This is a genomic window from Bifidobacterium hominis (assembly GCF_040095915.1).
Taxonomy (GTDB): Bacteria; Actinomycetota; Actinomycetes; order Actinomycetales; family Bifidobacteriaceae; genus Bifidobacterium; species Bifidobacterium hominis.
On record NZ_JBBMFR010000001.1, the window covers coordinates 84512 to 102228 of the forward strand.

The 17717-nt window shown below is 60.7% G+C and carries 7 protein-coding genes; 6 read left to right on the plus strand and 1 reads right to left on the minus strand.

Annotated elements, in window-relative coordinates:
• Nucleotides 1-14: 14 nt before the first annotated feature.
• A complete protein-coding gene (locus WMO36_RS00400) occupies nucleotides 15-2114 on the plus strand; it encodes a DUF6020 family protein (RefSeq protein WP_349076397.1) in 2100 nt (699 codons plus the stop codon).
• A 64-nt stretch (nucleotides 2115-2178) separates the two neighbouring features.
• Complete coding sequence (locus WMO36_RS00405; RefSeq protein ID WP_349076398.1) at nucleotides 2179-3108, plus strand: biotin--[acetyl-CoA-carboxylase] ligase; 930 nt, start codon at nucleotides 2179-2181, stop codon at nucleotides 3106-3108.
• A 24-nt stretch (nucleotides 3109-3132) separates the two neighbouring features.
• On the opposite strand, the gene WMO36_RS00410 is transcribed toward WMO36_RS00405, so the two are convergent.
• Nucleotides 3133-3714: a biotin transporter BioY gene (locus WMO36_RS00410; RefSeq protein ID WP_164519384.1), complete on the minus strand. Its 582-nt coding sequence runs from the start codon at nucleotides 3712-3714 to the stop codon at nucleotides 3133-3135.
• A 241-nt stretch (nucleotides 3715-3955) separates the two neighbouring features.
• On the opposite strand from WMO36_RS00410, the gene WMO36_RS00415 reads away from it, so the two are divergent.
• From WMO36_RS00415 to WMO36_RS00430, 4 genes are all read left to right on the plus strand, one after another.
• Nucleotides 3956-5860, plus strand: a complete 1905-nt coding sequence (locus WMO36_RS00415; protein WP_144164489.1) for an ATP-binding protein — start codon at nucleotides 3956-3958, stop codon at nucleotides 5858-5860.
• 50 nt (nucleotides 5861-5910) lie between these two features.
• Complete coding sequence (locus tag WMO36_RS00420) at nucleotides 5911-7524, plus strand: acyl-CoA carboxylase subunit beta (protein WP_260846023.1); 1614 nt, start codon at nucleotides 5911-5913, stop codon at nucleotides 7522-7524.
• A 97-nt stretch (nucleotides 7525-7621) separates the two neighbouring features.
• Entirely contained in the window at nucleotides 7622-16954 is a 9333-nt protein-coding gene (locus tag WMO36_RS00425; protein ID WP_349076402.1) for a fatty acid synthase subunit beta domain-containing protein, read from the plus strand.
• 284 nt (nucleotides 16955-17238) lie between these two features.
• Complete coding sequence (locus WMO36_RS00430) at nucleotides 17239-17697, plus strand: holo-ACP synthase (protein WP_250778957.1); 459 nt, start codon at nucleotides 17239-17241, stop codon at nucleotides 17695-17697.
• Nucleotides 17698-17717: the final 20 nt, after the last annotated feature.

The following is a 17717-nucleotide window of genomic DNA, read 5'->3' on the forward strand; positions in this document are numbered from 1 at the left end:
GGAGTGCCGCTATTATGCCGCTTATGAGCGAAGTCAAAAAAACCGGAAAGCGTGGCGAAAAGGTCGGCACATTCCTCAGCTGGACGCTGGCCGTGCTGGCATGCCTGTGGGTGGCGTGGTGTTGCGCCATCGGGCCGTTGTATTGGTTCGGTGGCGGACTTTCCGACTTCGGCTGGCTGAACGTGCTGTATTTGGCGGTCGCTTTCGCAGTATGGTTTTCGATTGTCGTCGCGCTGGTCAGATTCGGACGCGGCCGTCGCGTGCTTCCGCGATATTTCGTACGTCGGCATGAAAGACTATGCGACGAGATCGCAGGAACGCCCACCACTGTGCTTGGCATTATGTTGCGACACCTGCATGACGTCGCGCACAGTCGCCCAGGGCGTGCCCTTCATGCGATGATCGTATGGTTTGGGCGCAAACTTACGCGTTGCACCGACTGCTGGTGGAAACTCATGCTGGTGTTCGTGACCGGCTGGCTGTGGGTGCCTACCACGCTATTGGCCGCATTCGGCGCCGACATACGTTCGCAAATCCGAGAATTCAGCTGGGCGTTGAACCAGTGGACGGGTCTGAAGCAGCCGTATATAGGCTTCTTCTCGTTCGTGCCCATGGATATCTACCCGACCGCGCATTACATGTGGCCGGATAATCCTACGTACCTGACCGACCAGCATAACGTTGTGCTCACCGTGTTCTACGGCGCGGTGGCGTCGGTTTCCCGCTATTTCACCGACTCCAACGATGCGGGCATTGTGGTGCTCGCCGCATTGCAATGGCTATTCGCCGCATTCTGCTGTTCGGCGACCGCCAACCGATTCTTCAACCTGCCGTGGCGCAGGCTGGGCGTCGGCACATTCGACTTCTCGCATCCGGAACGCCACGATTGCTGGAATATGCGCGATTACACGCATCCCGAAGCGGGCGTTGTGGCACGTCCTTCCAGACTGCGTGCCGGTGCGAAAACCCGATTCGTGATACTTCTGTTCTTCATGGTGTGCCCTCTTGCGGTGTTCGCCACGATTTCCCTGACGAAATCGCCGTTGTTCGCTTTCGCATTCGTATGGTGGTTCGGCGTGTGGTACGAACTGCATATGACGCACATCAAAGCGCTGCCTACCATCAACGGCAAACCGACTCGTCTGCGCAAACGCTCGATCATGGCGTTCACCATCTCAAGCTGCGTGATGCTCGTCAGTGCGAAATACGCGTGGTACATCATTCTCTTCGCTCTGATCCTGGCGCTCATCAATGATCGAAAGCGTTGGAAAACCTATCTTGTGACATTGCTGCTGCCGATCATCCTCATTCATGGCGGCATCATATTCCTCACCAACACGGGTGCCATCATCGGCGGCGACCCGATCGAAAGCCGGGGTATCCAACTGCAGCAGATCGCGCGCGTCGCCAAATACAATCCAAAAGGCATTCCGGCGGACGCGGCGAAAAAGCTCGACCCCATCTTCAACCTCGACCAAATGGCCGAAGCATACTCCCAGCAGGACGCCGACCCGGTGAAATCCTCCGGCATCCAATCGAAAAAAGTCAGCTACAAGTGGCGTACCGTCACCGAAGACGACATGAAGAACTTCAACGAGGCATGGCTTGAAATCGTCGTCGCGAATCCCGTGATTGCGCTCGACGCGTTTTTCGCGGAGTGTTTCGGCTATTTCGACGTGACCGACATGCCGTACGTGTCGATGGACTACTACGTGAACAACGATTACGTGCAGAGCGGCAATGCGTGGATCCACCTGTATAACCATGATTGGCGCGATGCGGTGGCCGGTTTCGCCAAAGGATGGGGCAATATTCCCGTGATCGGCTGGGTGACGCACGGCAACCTGTACGTAACGCTGATGCTGCTGGTCGGCGCCGCCGAAGTGGTGCTGCGACGGTGGCGCTCGCTGTCGTGGCATTTGCCTTTGCTGCTGCTCATGGGAGTGATGATCACCGCTCCGGCCAACAATTTCGAACGGCATATGCTACCGGTCGCGTTCGTGTTCGGTTTCGTATGTCTGCAATTCTGGCGCGAGTCGCGTAATGCGCGGCAGACGGTCAAGGCGAACGTGGTCAGCGAACATGAGGCCAGCCAAGTGCGGCAGGACGAATAGCAGCTGCATGGTTGTTGCGTTGGCTGTTGCGTTGCGTCGAACATGCCACAGTAGATAAGGAGTAATGATGACGATTTTGGATTCGGCAGTGGTTATGCCGCGTACTTGTGCTGTGGCGGATCAGGTGCTGTTGCTCGACACCGTGGGATCCACGAATACGTATGCCGCGGATTTGGTGCACGAGGGATTGCTGTTCGGTGTGCACGGCGTGAATGGTGCGAGTAGCGCGAATGGCGTGAATGCAGGGAAGTCTGCGAGGAGCGGGCATGAAATCGTGGTCATTGCGGCGAATAAGCAGACGGCCGGGCGCGGGCGGCTCGACCATACGTGGACGAGCGTGCCCGGCGAGTCGTTCATCGTGTCGCTGGTGGTAAGCGTGCCCGTTTCGATTATGCGCGATTCGTCCGTCAATGGTTGGCTGCAGATGATCGCCGGCTGCGAGATGCGTGAGGCGATTGTTGGTGCGGTACGCGATTGCGGCGGCGGCTTTGACGAGAATATCGAGGATATTGCATTGAAATGGCCGAACGATATTTTCGTGGATGGACAGAAACTCGGTGGCATGCTCGCCGAAATGGTGCCGATTGCGGGTTGCGAGGATCGCGTCGCCATTGTGATCGGCGTCGGCTTGAACCTTGCCGTCGCACAGGAGCGGTTGCCGATAGACAAGGCCACGTCGTTGCAGTTGATTGCGCACGATCTGCCGGATGTTGCCGTTATGCGCGATGCGATCGCCGCACGTTGGGTGCGAGGCTTGCGCTCGCGGTTGGCTGATTTTGAGGAGGATTCCCATCGTGAGGCTGTGCGTGCCAGAGAGGCCATGATTCCGATCTGCTGGACGCTTGGCAAGTCTTGCGAAGCGCATTTCGTGGACGGAACCACCCTGCGGGGCAAGGCCGTCGCCTTAAACGACGACGCCTCCCTGACCATTGAGGATCAGGAAGGCGTGTTGCATCAGGTCAGCACGGCCGATGTGGGCGTGTTCGGCAAGTGAGAAAACGTTCGTAACGCGTTCTATTCACTTCAGCTTGGCAAGACCTGCTACCACGGCGGAAGCGATGACGGCCTTGACCGCGTCGCCGGCAATGAATCCCATGGAAGCTACCGCAACGATCGGCAGCGCAACGCCGGTAATGGCGGACTGTACGATGAAACCAAGTAGATAGTCAAGTACAATGCAGCCGGCGACGCAGGCGAACAGATAACGTGCGGCGGTCAGTGCACCGTGCTTCAGCGAATCGGTGCGGGCCTCGCCCTTGAGCAGCGAGGTGACGACGGCCGCCGGCAGGAAGCCGATCAGGAAGCCAGCGCTCGGGCCGACCAATGCCATGGTGGAAGCGCCGCCTGCGAACACCGGCAGACCGACCGCGCCTGCCGCCAGATACATGAGCATCGCGGTGCCGGCCTGCTTCCACGGCAGCATCAGCGCGGCCAGCATCACCACAAACGTCTGCAGGGTGATTGGCACGGGCGTGCCCGGAATCGGCACGGCGCCGGCCGCGGAAGCCGCCCACATGAGCACGGCGAACAGTGCGGGCTTGAGCACGGATCCAAGAGTGCCGCTGGTAGCGGTTTTCAGTGTGGTCTTGAGCGTCAGCATTGCGTTACGCACGATAATTCTCCTTGAATTTGATTGCATTACTGTTGATGAATCGACGATTATTGGCAGCCGAAATGACGGCGATCGCAAAAGTGACGAAAATGCAGGATTTGTCAACTTATGCCCCCAATCGTAGGCTTGCTGAGTTTCGGTAACGTTTGTGGAGCCTTACAAAAAGTTTGCGTGTCTTTTGTGGGAAACGAGTTCGCGATTTTTCGTTCGTTTGGCCAAACTTGACGTTATGCCTAAAAATGTCAACAAACTTTTGGTGGCGAATCGCGGCGAAATCGCGCTTCGCGTAGTGCGCACCGCACGCGAGATGGGGATTCCCACGGTTGCGGTGTACGCGGAACAGGATCGCCATGCGCAATATGTGCAGATGGCTGACGACGCATATCTGCTTTCCGGAGATACATACAAAGACACGTATCTCAACGAGGATCTGCTGATCGACATTCTGCAGCGCAGCGGTGCCGACGCAGTGCATCCCGGCTACGGATTCCTTTCCGAAGTCGCTACATTCGCACAGAAAGTGATCGACGCGGGCGCGGCTTGGGTTGGTCCCAATCCGAAAGCCCTCGTGGATTTGGGAGATAAGATCACCGCACGTCGTGTGGCGACTTTTGCAAAAGTTCCGCCGGTTCCCGGCATTTCCCAGTCAATTTCCGACATGCGATTGCTGCTTGATTTCGCACACACGCACGGTTATCCGCTGATGCTCAAGCGTACCGATGGCGGCGGTGGTCGAGGCATCACGCTGGTACGTAATGATGATGAGCTGCGCGGCTTCTACATGAATCATGACGCTCTGCAGGGCGGTGATTTGAACGAATATTTCGTGGAACGATTCATCGACAAGGGACGTCACGTCGAAACGCAGTGCGGTCGTGATTCGCACGGCAACTTCACCGTGTATTCCACGCGCGACTGCTCCGTGCAGCGCCGCAATCAGAAGCTTGTTGAAGAGGCTCCGGCACCGTTCCTTCCCTCCGAGGTGACCGACCAGCTGGAAGCCTACTCCCGCCGACTGTTCGAAGCGGTCGATTACGAAGGCCTTGGCACCTGCGAATTCATGGTGACCGAACAAGGCAAAGTGTACTTCCTGGAAGTCAATCCTCGCCTGCAGGTTGAGCATACCGTCAGCGAGGAGGTTTGCGGACTCGACTTGGTGCGCGAGCAGCTGACCATCGCCAACGGCGGGGAATTGACCGTGAATCATCCGCTTCGTGGACACAGTTTCGAATTGCGTCTGACCTGCGAAGATCCGGCAAAGAACCTTGCGCCAAGCTCCGGCACGCTGACTTCTCTGCGTTGGCCGTCCGGGCCGGGCATCCGTGTGGATTCCGGCGTGGTCGAAGGCGACACCATCTCGCCGAAATTCGATTCGATGATGGGCAAACTCGTGGTCACCGCTTCCGACCGCGCAGCGGCCGTGGCACGTGTGCGCCGAGCATTGAGCGAACTGAAAGTGGAAGGCGTGCCGACTCCGGCAAGCCTGTTCGAACAGATCTTCAATGACGACGAATTCACCGCCGAACACGGTGTCGCATACGATGCCAGCACCAAATGGCTGGAACGCAAGTACCTCAACAAAGCAGCCGCATCGTCCCAAGGCGGGCAGCCGGCATCCGTGTCTGGCGCGACGGGCTCTCTTGACGTCGACAAGAAGGAATCCAGCGAAACCTTCGTTATCGAAGTCAACAATCGCCGAGTGTCGCTGACCGTGCCGAACGACATCGTCGCCAACCTGACGGGCGGTGCCAAAGCGCGTGACGCGAAACGTGCCATCCAGCCTCTGCGCGGTCAGGGACTGCATCATGCGCAGAAAAAACAGCAAAGCGACGACGGCCAATCCGGTGTGATCGCAAGCCCGATGCAGGCCGTCGTGACGCGCGTCAACGTGGCCGAAGGCCAGCAGGTGGCCAAGGGCGACCTGCTCGTCGTACTCGAATCCATGAAGATGGAAAACTACGTGTACGCGCCGGTCAAGGGCGTCGTCACCAAGATTTTCGTGGGGCCTGCGGCGGGCGTGGAAGCCGGCGAAACATTGATGACCATCGATGTGACCGGAGCGAGTGGCGCGAGCGGTAACGGGAAGCAAACTGACGGAACCGCTGTTGGCGACACTGTGGAAGGGGGTGAGTGATGACTGATATCATCGCAAGCCCGGCCGTTAAAGAAGCCGTGAAAATCGTGATGGAACAGCAGGAGCGACTCGGCAAAAACTCAGCCGAAGCCGTCTCCGCGGCCGACATGCCGGGCGCGTCCCAGCCAATCCGCGCATCCGTACTGCGAGCGGCGCAACTTGCGCACGAAGCGGAAGACCATGCACGCAATCGCCAGCACGTCAAAGGCAAGCTGACGGCGCGCGAACGTCTCGATCTGCTGCTCGACACCGGTTCTTTTGAAGAGATCGGACGATTCTGCGGCGGCGACATCAACGGTGGTCGTGCGGGAGCGGCGGTCATCACCGGTTTCGGCGAAGTGTTCGGGCGCAAAGTCGCCGTCTATGCGCAGGACTTCTCCGTGCGCGGCGGCACGCTAGGCGTTGCGGAAGGCCGCAAGATCTGCCGATTGATGGACAAGGCGCTCGACCTGAAGGTGCCAATCATCGCGCTCATCGATTCGGGCGGCGCCCGCATTCAGGAAGGCGTAGCCGCACTGACGCAATACGGGCATCTGTTCCGTAAAACCTGTGACGCCAGCGGTTTCGTACCGCAGCTTTCGCTGATTCTCGGCCCTTGCGCGGGCGGAGCCGTGTACTGCCCGGCGCTGACCGACCTGATCATCATGACCCGCGAGAACTCCAACATGTTCGTCACCGGTCCTGACGTAGTCAAAGCGGCCACCGGCGAAGTGATCAGCATGGACGATCTCGGTGGCGGCTATGTGCACAACGCCACCTCCGGAGTGGCACACTATTTGGGCGAAGACGAAGCCGACGCGATCGACTACGCGCGAACCGTGCTCGCCTACCTGCCATCCAACTCCGACCTGCAGCCGCCCACCTACGCGTACGCCGCAACCCGCGCCGACCGTGACGTGTCCAAACGACTCGCCACCATCGTGCCCGACAACGATCGCCAGCCATACGACGTGCTCGACGTGATCCGCTGCATCGTGGACTACGGCGAATTCGTGCAGGTGCACGAGCTGTTCGCATGCTCCGCAGTGGTGGGATTCGCCTGCGTGAACGGGCATCCGGTCGGCATTGTGGCCAACCAGCCGAACGTCAACGCGGGCATCCTCGACGTGGATTCCTCCGAAAAAGTGGCACGATTCGTGCGTTTGTGCGATGCGTTCAACCTGCCGGTCGTCACCTTGGTGGACACCCCCGGATACAAGCCGGGAGCCGAACAGGAACATGCGGGCATCATCCGCCGCGGTGCGAAAGTGATCTACGCCTACGCCAACGCGCAAGTGCCGCTGGTCACCGTGATCCTGCGAAAAGCCTTCGGCGGTGCCTACATCGTAATGGGATCCAAAGCCATTGGAGCCGACCTCAACTACGCTTGGCCATCCAGCCAAATCGCAGTGCTCGGCGCGGCCGGAGCGGTGAACATCATCCACCGCAAAGACCTGCAGAAAGCCAAAGACTCAGGCAAAGACGTCGAAGCGCTCCGGGCCAAATACGTGGCCGATTACGAACGCACCACCGTCAACGCGAATCTTTCGCTGGAAATGGGTGAAATCGACGCCATGATCGACCCCGAGCAAACGCGAGAAACCATCATCGAATCGCTCAAACTGCTCTCCAGCAAGAAGCGCGTGCGTAAAACCACCAAACACCATGGCAACCAGCCATTGTGACAGGTGCAAAGTGCGCGGATGAATCGTAAGCAAACGTAAACGCAAGAATCAATCGCTAGAACACATCGCAAGATTTTTAAAACAAGTAAGGAACATCATGAATACTTTTTTTCTTGATCGACTGAACGGTGAGCCGCACGCGCTTGCCTTCGCCGGACAATCCACCCCATGGCCGGTGGCGCTCGCCGACCAAAGCGCCAATCCAATGCTCAGCGAAGCGCTGCACGCCCATGTCGACGCAGCCCAGGCGCTGCTGTACCCGGTGGCAGCCGACCTGCTCGCCACCACCGGCCGCCCGGTCGACCTGTTCGGATTCGAACCGAATCCGGCGCGACTCGGCGCTGCCGCGGCGGCTTCCGCCAGCGTCCCTGGCATTGCGCTCGCCCAGTTGGGTGCGCTGCTTGACGCTACTTCTCTCGGCTACAATCCCGCCGTTGCCAAGCCGGTGGCCGTGCTCGGCCACTCCCAGGGCGTGCTCGCCGTGCACATGGTGCAGGCGATCGTTGAAGCAGGTTCCGTTGAGGCGGCTTCCGTACAAATCGATGAAATTCTTGCGATTGCCACGCTGATCGGTGTTGCCGGCACCCGTCAGGCACGTCAGCTTGGTCTTGCCGCACGTCACGGCGAAGCCACGCCGATGCTGTCGGTCAAAGACATCACCCGCGCGCAGGTGGACGCGCTGATCGAGCGTGTTTCCGGCGCTCGCGGCCCGATCGCAGTGGCCGTCACCAATTCCGCCACGCATTATGTGCTCTCCGGCTACCCGGAGGACCTGGCCGCGTTCGGCGTGGAAGTGGCCAAGGAACACAAGCACCAAGCCAAGCTGCGCGAAGAGAAGGTGCGTGGCGGTCGCGTGTTCGAACCGGTGCTCGAATACCTTGACGTAACCCTGCCGTTCCACAGCCCGCTTATGGCCGAGGCTGTTTCACAGGCTGTTTCATGGGCGGAATCCTGCGGAATCAACGTCGACCACGCTCACGAGCTTGCTGCCGAAGTGCTGCTCAACCATGTGGATTGGGCCGCCCGCGTGCGCGCGCTCATGAAATCCACCGATCCAAGCGCCCTGTGGGTGCTGGATTTCGGTCCGGGAACCACCGTCGGCAAGCTGTTCTCCACCGTTGCCCAAGGCACTGGTGTTGGCGTGGTGGAAGCCTCCACCGTGGCCGATCGTGGCACGCTCTCCACGTTGGAAACCCTGCCTGAGCGCACCCAGAACTGGACCCGCTTCGCACCAAGCATCATCCACACTTCCGCCGGAGACAAGGTGCGTACCGCATTCACCGAACTGACCGGCAAGGCTCCGGTACTGCTCGCCGGCATGACCCCGACCACCGTGGAACCGGAAATCGTGGCAGCGGCCGCCAACGCCGGCTACTGGGCAGAACTCGCAGGCGGCGGCCAGGTGACCGCCAGCGTGTTCGACCGTCATGTCGCCAAGCTGGAAGAAGAGCTTGAAGAAGGCCGTACCGTTGAGTTCAACGCAATGTTCATGGACCGCTACCTGTGGAACCTGCAGTTCGGATCCCAGCGCATCGTGCCGAAGAAGCGTGCCAGCGGCACCCCGATCGACGGCGTGGTCGTGTCTGCAGGCATTCCGGAACTTGACGAGGCCGTGGAACTCATTCACAATCTCAACGCCGACGGATTCCCGTATGTGAGCTTCAAGCCGGGCACCGTCGACCAGATTCGCCAGGTGGTGCGCATCGCCAAGGCTGTTGCTCCGGTCAAGGTGCTCATCGAAGTTGAAGGCGGCTCCGCAGGTGGCCACCATTCGTGGGAATCATTGGACGATCTGCTGCTGAGCACCTATGCCGAAGTACGTGAACAGACCAATCTGGTGCTTGTGGTCGGCGGCGGTATCGGCACGCCGGAACGCGGCGCCGACTACATCACCGGCGAATGGTCCGCAGAGTACGGCCGTCCGCTCATGCCAGTGGATGGCGTGCTCGTTGGCACTGCCGTGATGACCGCCAAGGAAGCGCACACCAGCCCTGAAGTCAAGCAGATGCTTGTCAACACTCCGGGTATTCCCGCCAAGGGAGCCGACGGCGATCCGTTCGCTCCGTTGGGCGAGCAGTGGGTGCCGAGCGGCCAAGCCAAGGGCGGCGTCACTTCCGGCCTGAGCCATCTGCATGCCGACATCTACGAGCTGGAAAACTCTTCCGCACGTTGCGGACGCCTGCTGGTGCGCGTGATGAAGCATCCGGAAGAGCTGGAAAGCCGCCGCGAGGAAATCATCGAAGCGTTGAACGCCACCGCAAAGCCGTATTTCGGCGACCTGAAGGCCATGACATATCTCGCATGGGCGCAGCGTTTCGCCGATCTCGCCTTCCCGTGGGTCGACGAAACCTACGCCGATCGCTTCCTGCACTTGCTGCAGCGTATTGAAGCCCGCGTCACCACGCAGGAAAGCGGCGAATTCGTATCGCTGTTCGCATCCCGCGCCGATGTGGAAGCCGATCCGCATGCGGCCATCGCCAAGCTTGCCGAAGCCTATCCGCAAGCCGACGAACTGACCGTCACCCCGATGGATGAAGCCTGGTTCCCGGTGCTCGTGCGTGAATACCCGAAGCCAATGCCGTTCGTGCCCGTCATCGACAACGACCTGCTGCGTTGGTGGGGCCAGGATCAGCTGTGGCAGTCCGAAGACTCCCGTTACTCCGCCGATTCCGTGCGCATTATTCCTGGTCCGATCTCCGTTGCGGGCATCACCACCGTTGACGAACCTGTAGCCGACATTCTTGGACGCTTCGAAGCGGCCATGGTCAAGCGCGTTTCCGCAGAATCGCCAAGCGCGGACAAAACTGCGTTCGCACAGCTCGGAGCGGCATCTTCCGCAGAAGAATTCATTCGCAAATCCCCGAACATCTCGTGGGTGGGCCATCTCATGGCCAACCCGGCGTACGGCACCGCCAACGGCGACGCCAACTACGAGATCCGCAAGGTGGCCGTTGAAGGCAGCGTCGAAAAGTACGACCTCGACATCCATCTCGACACCTTCTGGGACAACGATCCGGACGGCGGCGCCTCCAAGCACGCCGTACGCGACATCGTCATTCCGCTGAACGTCGACGGCAACGAATCCGGCCTGTTCCCGGTCGTGGACCGCGACCGTCTGCCGGAGCACGTCTACCGCATGCTCGCCGACACCGCGGGCATCGGCAACACCGCCATCACCGGCGACAAGCTCACCGCCATGCCGCAGATCGAGGAAGTGTCCGACAAGACCGCCTTCCCGTTCGGCCAGGCGCATGCCAGCTACACGCTGTCGGCCAACCTCGGTTTCGACCATGAGGCCGCCACCGGCGGCGCGCTGCCGAGCGACCTTGTGCCGTCCCGCATCGCCCCGGACGCGCTCGTCGGACCGGCTTGGCCCGCCATCTACGCGGCCCTCGGCTCCGTGTACGTCAACGGCTTCCCGGTCATCGAAGGCCTGCTCAACGCCGTGCATCTCGACCACCTCATCGAACTCGAGGTGAGCGAGGACGAGCTGCTGAAGCACACCGGCGAGCGCATCGAGCTCACCAGCTGGGCCGACGATTACTTCGAATCCGCTTCCGGCCGTGTGGTGACCATCCACGTCACGCACACCGCTCAGGACGGTACGCTGCTTGCCAACGAAACCGAGCGTTTCGCCATCCGCGGCCGCGCGTACTCCGACGCGCTGCCGCCGGAAGCGCCCGACTATGGTGGAATCGAAGCCGAAATCGAAAGCACTCCGCGCCGACTGCTGCGCCGCGTCAAGGTGACCGCTCCACACGAGATGACCGCTTTCGCCCGTACTTCCGGCGATTTCAACCCGATTCACACCTCTCATCGCGGTGCCGCCGTCTCCGGTCTCGCCGCGCCGCTCGTGCACGGCATGTGGCTGTCCGCCACCGCCCAGTACGCGGTGCAGGCGCTCGACGAGAAGGGCGCGCATTACGAGATCGCAGGCTGGACGTACAACATGTACGGCATGGTGCAGCTCGACGACGAGGTGGAGATCTCCATCGAACGCGTCGGCCGTGTGGCCCACGCCGGCATGGTGCTGGAAGTGACCAGCCGCATCGACGGCAATATCGTGTCCCGTGGCACCGCCATCGTGCGTGCGCCGAAGTCCGCCTTCGTCTACCCGGGCCAGGGCATACAGCAGCAGGGTATGGTGCTCGACGAGCGTGCCAAGTCCCCGGCCGCACGAGACGTGTGGAAGCGCGCCGACAAGGTGACCCGCGAGAAGCTTGGATTCTCGATCCTTGCCGTCGTACGCGACAATCCGAAGGAACTGACCGCCAACGGCGTGACCTACCGCCATCCGGAAGGCCTGCTCAACCTGACCCAGTTCACGCAGGTGGCGCTCGCCACCGTGGCATTCGCCCAGACCGCACGTCTGCGCGAAGCCGGCGCCGACATTTGGCCCGCTTATTTCGCAGGCCACTCGCTGGGCGAATACAACGCGCTGAGCTCCTTCGCCAACGTGATTCCGCTGGAAACCGTGATCGAACTCGTGTTCCACCGCGGCTCCACCATGCATCACCTCATTCCGCGCGATGAGAAGGGCCGTTCCAACTACCGTATGGGTGCGTTGCGTCCGAACCAGTTCGGTGTGGGCGATGACGGCGTGCGCGAGTACGTCGAATCCGTGTCGAAGGCTTCCGGCGAGTTCCTGCAAATCGTGAACTACAACCTGGCGGGCCAGCAGTATGCCGTGGCAGGCACCATCGCCGGTCTAAAGGCGCTGAAGGCCGATTCCGCCCGCCGTGTGGCCGAATATGGCGGCAAGCCCGCGTTCATGCTGGTGCCGGGCATCGATGTGCCGTTCCATTCCACGCTGCTACGCAAGGGTGTGCCGGAATTCCGTGACAAGCTCGACGCACTCCTGCCTCAGACCATCGATTACCGTGGCCGTCTGGTCGGACGCTATATTCCGAACCTGGTTGCGGCGCCGTTCGAAATGACGAAGGAATTCGCGGCCAAGATTCTCGAAGTCGTGCCGTCCGAGCGCATTCAGGCCGCTTTGGATGATCCGCAGATTTGGGATTCCTATGCTGCTGATGATCAGAAGCTTGGTCGTTTGCTGCTTACGGAACTGCTGTCTTGGCAGTTCGCTTCTCCGGTGCGTTGGATCGAGACGCAGGCTCTGCTGTTCGGTTCCGCCGAGCAGGGCGGTCTTGGTGTGGAAGAGTATGTGGAGGTTGGTCTTGGCAATGCTCCGACGCTCGCCAATCTGGGGTCCAAGACGTTGCGTCTGCCGCAGTTTGCCGGTCGCGATGTGACGGTGTACAACGTTGGTCGCGATGAAGGCCGCGTATACATGACCGATTCCGATTCGCTGGTTCCGGAAGAAGATGCTGACGATTCTGCAGTTGCGACTTCTGCCTCTTCTGCGGCTGCTGCTCCGGCTGTTGCCTCGGCTCCTGCAGCTGCTCCTGCTGCTGTTGCGGAAGTTCCGGTTGCTGCAGCTCCCGCCGGTGCTCCGTCTGGCGCTGCTGTCGCGGATATTCCATTCAAGGCATCCGATGCGATTGCCACATTGCTGGCTTACTCGGCTAAGGTTCGCCCCGATCAGATCGGTGAAAGCGATACCACCGATACGCTGACCAATGGTGTGTCTTCTCGCCGTAATCAGCTGCTTATGGACATCAGTTCCGAACTGGGTGTGGCTTCCGTGGATGGCGCTGCCGAGGCGACGGTCAAGGCACTGAGCGCTCTGGTCAACAAGGTCGCTCCGAACTACAAGGCGTTCGGTCCGGTGCTGTCTGACATTGTGCGCGACCGTGTGCGTGGCATGTTCGGCGCCGCCGGTGTGAAGCTCGGCCAAATCACTAAGCGTGTGACCGACATTTGGCAGCTTGGCGAAGGCTGGGCCAGCCATGTGGTGGCTGCTCTCGTGCTCGAAACCCGTGAAGGCGCAAGCTCCCGCGGTGGCGATCTTGCCTCCCTGAGCACTGACGCGGCTTCCAATGCGGCCGCAGCCAATGCGCTGATCGATGCGGCCGTGCAGAAGGTTGCCGCCGATAAGGGCATCACCGTTGCCATGCCGAGCGCTGGTGGTGCCGCCGGTGGCGCAGTTGTCGATTCCGCTGCTTTGGACGCATTCGCGGCCAAGGTGACCGGCGCCGATGGCGTGCTCGCCTCCACCGCGAAGTTCGTGCTGAACCAGCTGGGCGTTGCCGCTCCGGTTGCCGAAGACGCAACCGACGAGAATGCCGCTGTTGTGGCCGCGGTCGAAGCTGAACTTGGCGCCGACTGGCCGAAGCAGGTCGAACCTCGTTTCGACGAGCGCAAGGCCATTCTGTTCGACGATCGTTGGGCTTCCGCACGTGAGGATCTGGCACGCGCCTACTACAACAACGACGAATCCGCGTTGAACGGCAGCTTCATCGGTCTTGGTGAGACCATTGCCGACGAAGCCGCCTGGTATGCAGACAAGAGCGATAGTGCGGATCTGAAGGCTGCTTTCAAGCGTGTTGCCGACGAAGCCGTTCAGAACGCTTCCGAATCGGCGGAAACCAGCCGTTTCGCTGGAGATATCGCCGTGGTGACGGGTGTTGCCCCGAATTCCATCGCAGCGCAGGTGGTCAACGGCCTGCTTGCCGGTGGTGCCACCGTGGTTGCCACCTCGCACAGCTTCAAGCCGAGCGTGAAGGCGTGGGCTAAGCAGACCTACCGTGAGCATGCGGCGGGCGATGCCAAGCTGTGGCTGGTTCCTGCGAACCTCTCGAGTTACCGTGACGTGGACGCGTTGGTCGCTTGGGTTGGCAATGTGCAGAAGAAGACTTCCGGTGCGACCACCACGATTCTCAAGCCTGCTTACGAGCCGAGCCTGTTCTTCCCGTTCGCGGCTCCGCCGGTGCATGGCAGCCTCGCTGATTCCGGCGAGCTGTTCGAATCTCAGGCTCGCCTCATGCTGTGGGGTGTTGAGCGTGCGATTGCCGGACTTGCGAAGATCGGTGCCGACACTGATGTGCAGCATAAGTTGCATGTGGTGTTGCCGGGCTCTCCGAACCGCGGTATTTTCGGCGGAGATGGTGCTTACGGCGAGGTGAAGAGCGCATTTGATGCGATTGTGAACCGTGCTCGTGCTGAAAAGGTGTGGTCGAGCCGTGTGACCTTCGCCCATCCGAAGATCGGTTGGGTGCGTGGCACCGGCCTGATGGGCGGCAATGATCCGCTGGTCGAAGTGGTGGAACGTCACGGTCTGAAGACTTACTCCACCGCCGAAATCGCGGTTGAACTGCTGAACCTCTCCACCCGCGAATCCCGTATCGAAGCGGCCAAGGCTCCGCTCGACGTGGATCTGACCGGCGGACTCGGTAACGAGCCGATCGATATCAAGGCACTGCGTGCGGAAGCCATGGAAGACGCGGCTCAGGCGGAAGCGGCGAATGCCAAGAACGCAATCGCAGGCAACGAATCCGATACTGCGGTCAAGACGCTCATCAAGGCGCTGCCAAGCCCGCGTGCTCCGCGTCAGGCCAAGGTCGATCTTGCCGATTGGCAGAACGTCAGCGCACGTCCGGAAGACGAAATCGTCATCGTGTCCGTGGGTGAACTTGGCCCATGGGGCTCCGGCCGCACCCGCTTCGAAGCCGAACTCGGCATCCATTCCGACGGCCAAGTGGATCTGTCTGCCGGCGCGGTGCTCGAACTGGCGTGGAACATGGGCTTGCTGGCGTGGAACGACAGTCCCAAGCCGGGCTGGTACGACGTTGACGGCAACCTCGTGCCTGAGGAGGATATCGCGGAACGCTACCATGACGAGGTTGTGGCCCGCTCCGGCGTGCGTCCGTTCGATGAAGGCATGGGCAACGACTATAAGGACGGCACCGACGAGGAAGAGGCCGAGGTGTTCCTTGACCACGATGTGACCTTCTCGGTTCCGACTCGTGAGATCGCCGAAGAGTACGTCAAGCTCGACGAAGCCCACACCAGCTTCGCGGCCGATGTCGAATCCGGTGAATGGAACGTCACCCGCCATGCTGGCTCCATGATTCGCGTGCCTCGTCGCGCGGCAATGACCCGCACGGTCGGCGGCCAGTTCCCGAAGGGCTTCGACCCGGTCAAGTGGGGCATTCCGGCTTCCATGGTCGGCGACGTCGACAAGATCGCCCTGTGGAACATCGTCACCACGGTTGATGCCTACCTGTCCGCAGGCTTCACGCCGACCGAAATCCTCGAAGCGGTGCATCCGTCGATGGTCGCCTCCACGCAGGGTACCGGTTTCGGCGGCATGGCCTCTATGCGCAAGCTCTACCTGGATCGCTTCCTCAACCACGAGATCCCGACCGACATCCTGCAGGAAGCCCTGCCGAACGTCGTCGCGGCGCACGTGATGCAGTCTTACATCGGCGGTTACGGCAACATGATCCAGCCGGTTTCCGCCTGCGCCACCGCCGCCGTCTCCCTTGAGGAAGGCGCCGACAAGATCGCGCTCGGCAAGGCCGACTTCGTGGTCACCGGCGCAATCGACGACATCGGCGTCGAATCCGTGATCGGCTTCGGTAACATGAACGCCACCGCCAACTCCGAGGAGATGTACGCCAAGGGCATCGACGCGCGATTCTTCTCCCGTGCGAACGACCGTCGTCGCGGCGGATTCGTGGAATCCCAGGGTGGCGGCACCATTCTGCTGACCCGTGGCGATATCGCGTTGAAGCTCGGCCTGCCGGTTGCCGGCGTGATCGGATTCGTGCACTCCTACGCCGACGGCGCGCACACTTCCATCCCGGCTCCGGGCTTGGGCGCGCTTGCAGCGGGCATGGGCGGCAAGGATTCCAAGCTGGTGCGCGATCTGGCCCGTCTCGGCGTCACTCCGGACGACATCGCCGTGGTTTCCAAGCACGATACGTCTACCAACGCCAACGATCCGAACGAATCCGAACTGCACAACACGTTGGCCCACGCCATTGGCCGTGCTGACGGCAACCCGCTGTTCGTGATCTCGCAGAAGACGCTTACCGGCCATGCCAAGGGCGGTGCCTGCATCTTCCAGGTCAACGGTCTGACCCAGCTGTTCAAGTCCGGTGTGATCCCGGCCAATGCCGCCCTTGACTGCGTTGATCCGAAGCTCATGCGCGACGACCACATGGTCTGGCTGCGCGAGCCGCTGAAGGTCGGCTCCGTTAAGGCAGGCCTGGCCACGTCGCTCGGTTTCGGTCACGTATCCGGCTTCGCTGCGATCGTCAATCCGGGCGCATTTGAAGCTGCGGTGGCCAACACCGCGGGCGTCGAGGCGCTGAATGCATGGCGTGATCGCGCCAACGAGCGTCTGGCCGCTGGTCAGCGTCGCCTTGAGGAAGGCATGATGGGACGCGCCGCGCTCTACGAGCCGATCGACAACCGTCGCTTCCATGAAGATGGCCGCGGCTACAACGCGCACGAAGTGGAGAAGGCCATGCTGCTCGATCCTAACGCGCGTCTGAGCGCCTCCGGCTACTTCGAAGCCTGATCCCCGCGTCTGAGCGCCTGAAATTTCTGGCGCTCAGCGCACGATTATCAATCCCGTATCTGTCGCAATCTCAGCATTTCGCGGCAGATACGGGATTTTCATATTCTTGAATCACCTTACTGCCCGTCTGCACAACTCCCGTTCCATGTCTGCACAGTGCGGACGACAGAGGATGAAGCGCTTAAGTATGATGGTATCCTTGCATGAAAACGAAGTGTCGCCCGCCTGTTTTGCGGAAGTCGACATGGCTCGTTTCTTCCTGAAAACTTTCGAAAGGCTGGAAAATGCTGGGTTTGGGGCATGACGTCGTGGATGTGCCTGCGTTCGCCGAGCAACTGGGCGAACCTGGGTCGCGCATGCGAAACCTGTTCTCCGCGCGCGAGCTATGGCAGACCGCTCAACGGGCGCGGGTCAAGCGGGATGGCGAGGCGGTGCATCTTGCGGCCCGCTGGGCGGGCAAGGAGGCCTTCCTCAAGGCGTGGTGCGAGGCGATTTCGTGTAGGGCGAAAGGAGATGGCGACATTGCATATCCGTACACGCTTGACGATTTTCCTTGGTCGCGCATCGAAATACTTGACGATTCCCACGGCGTGCCCCACGTCATGCTCTCACCCGAGGTGCGATGCAAGTTGCGGCAATCGTTGGGGTTGCCGGTTGACGGGGATGGCCAATCGTGCGAAATGCATATTTCCATCAGCCATGACGGAGCTGTTGCATCCGCGGTGGTGACAATAGAAGCGTGAATGGCGATTGCGCAATCGCG

What these genes read in the sequence shown, in the direction of transcription:
- WMO36_RS00425 (WP_349076402.1), top strand. Translation starts at nt 7,622, where the DNA reads ATGAATACTTTTTTTCTTGATCGACTGAACGGTGAGCCGCACGCGCTT.
- WMO36_RS00420 (WP_260846023.1), top strand. Translation starts at nt 5,911, where the DNA reads ATGGAACAGCAGGAGCGACTCGGCAAAAACTCAGCCGAAGCCGTCTCC.
- WMO36_RS00405 (WP_349076398.1), top strand. Translation starts at nt 2,179, where the DNA reads ATGATGACGATTTTGGATTCGGCAGTGGTTATGCCGCGTACTTGTGCT.
- WMO36_RS00430 (WP_250778957.1), top strand. Translation starts at nt 17,239, where the DNA reads ATGCTGGGTTTGGGGCATGACGTCGTGGATGTGCCTGCGTTCGCCGAG.
- WMO36_RS00415 (WP_144164489.1), top strand. Translation starts at nt 3,956, where the DNA reads ATGCCTAAAAATGTCAACAAACTTTTGGTGGCGAATCGCGGCGAAATC.
- WMO36_RS00400 (WP_349076397.1), top strand. Translation starts at nt 15, where the DNA reads ATGCCGCTTATGAGCGAAGTCAAAAAAACCGGAAAGCGTGGCGAAAAG.
- WMO36_RS00410 (WP_164519384.1), bottom strand. Translation starts at nt 3,714, where the DNA reads ATGCTGACGCTCAAGACCACACTGAAAACCGCTACCAGCGGCACTCTT.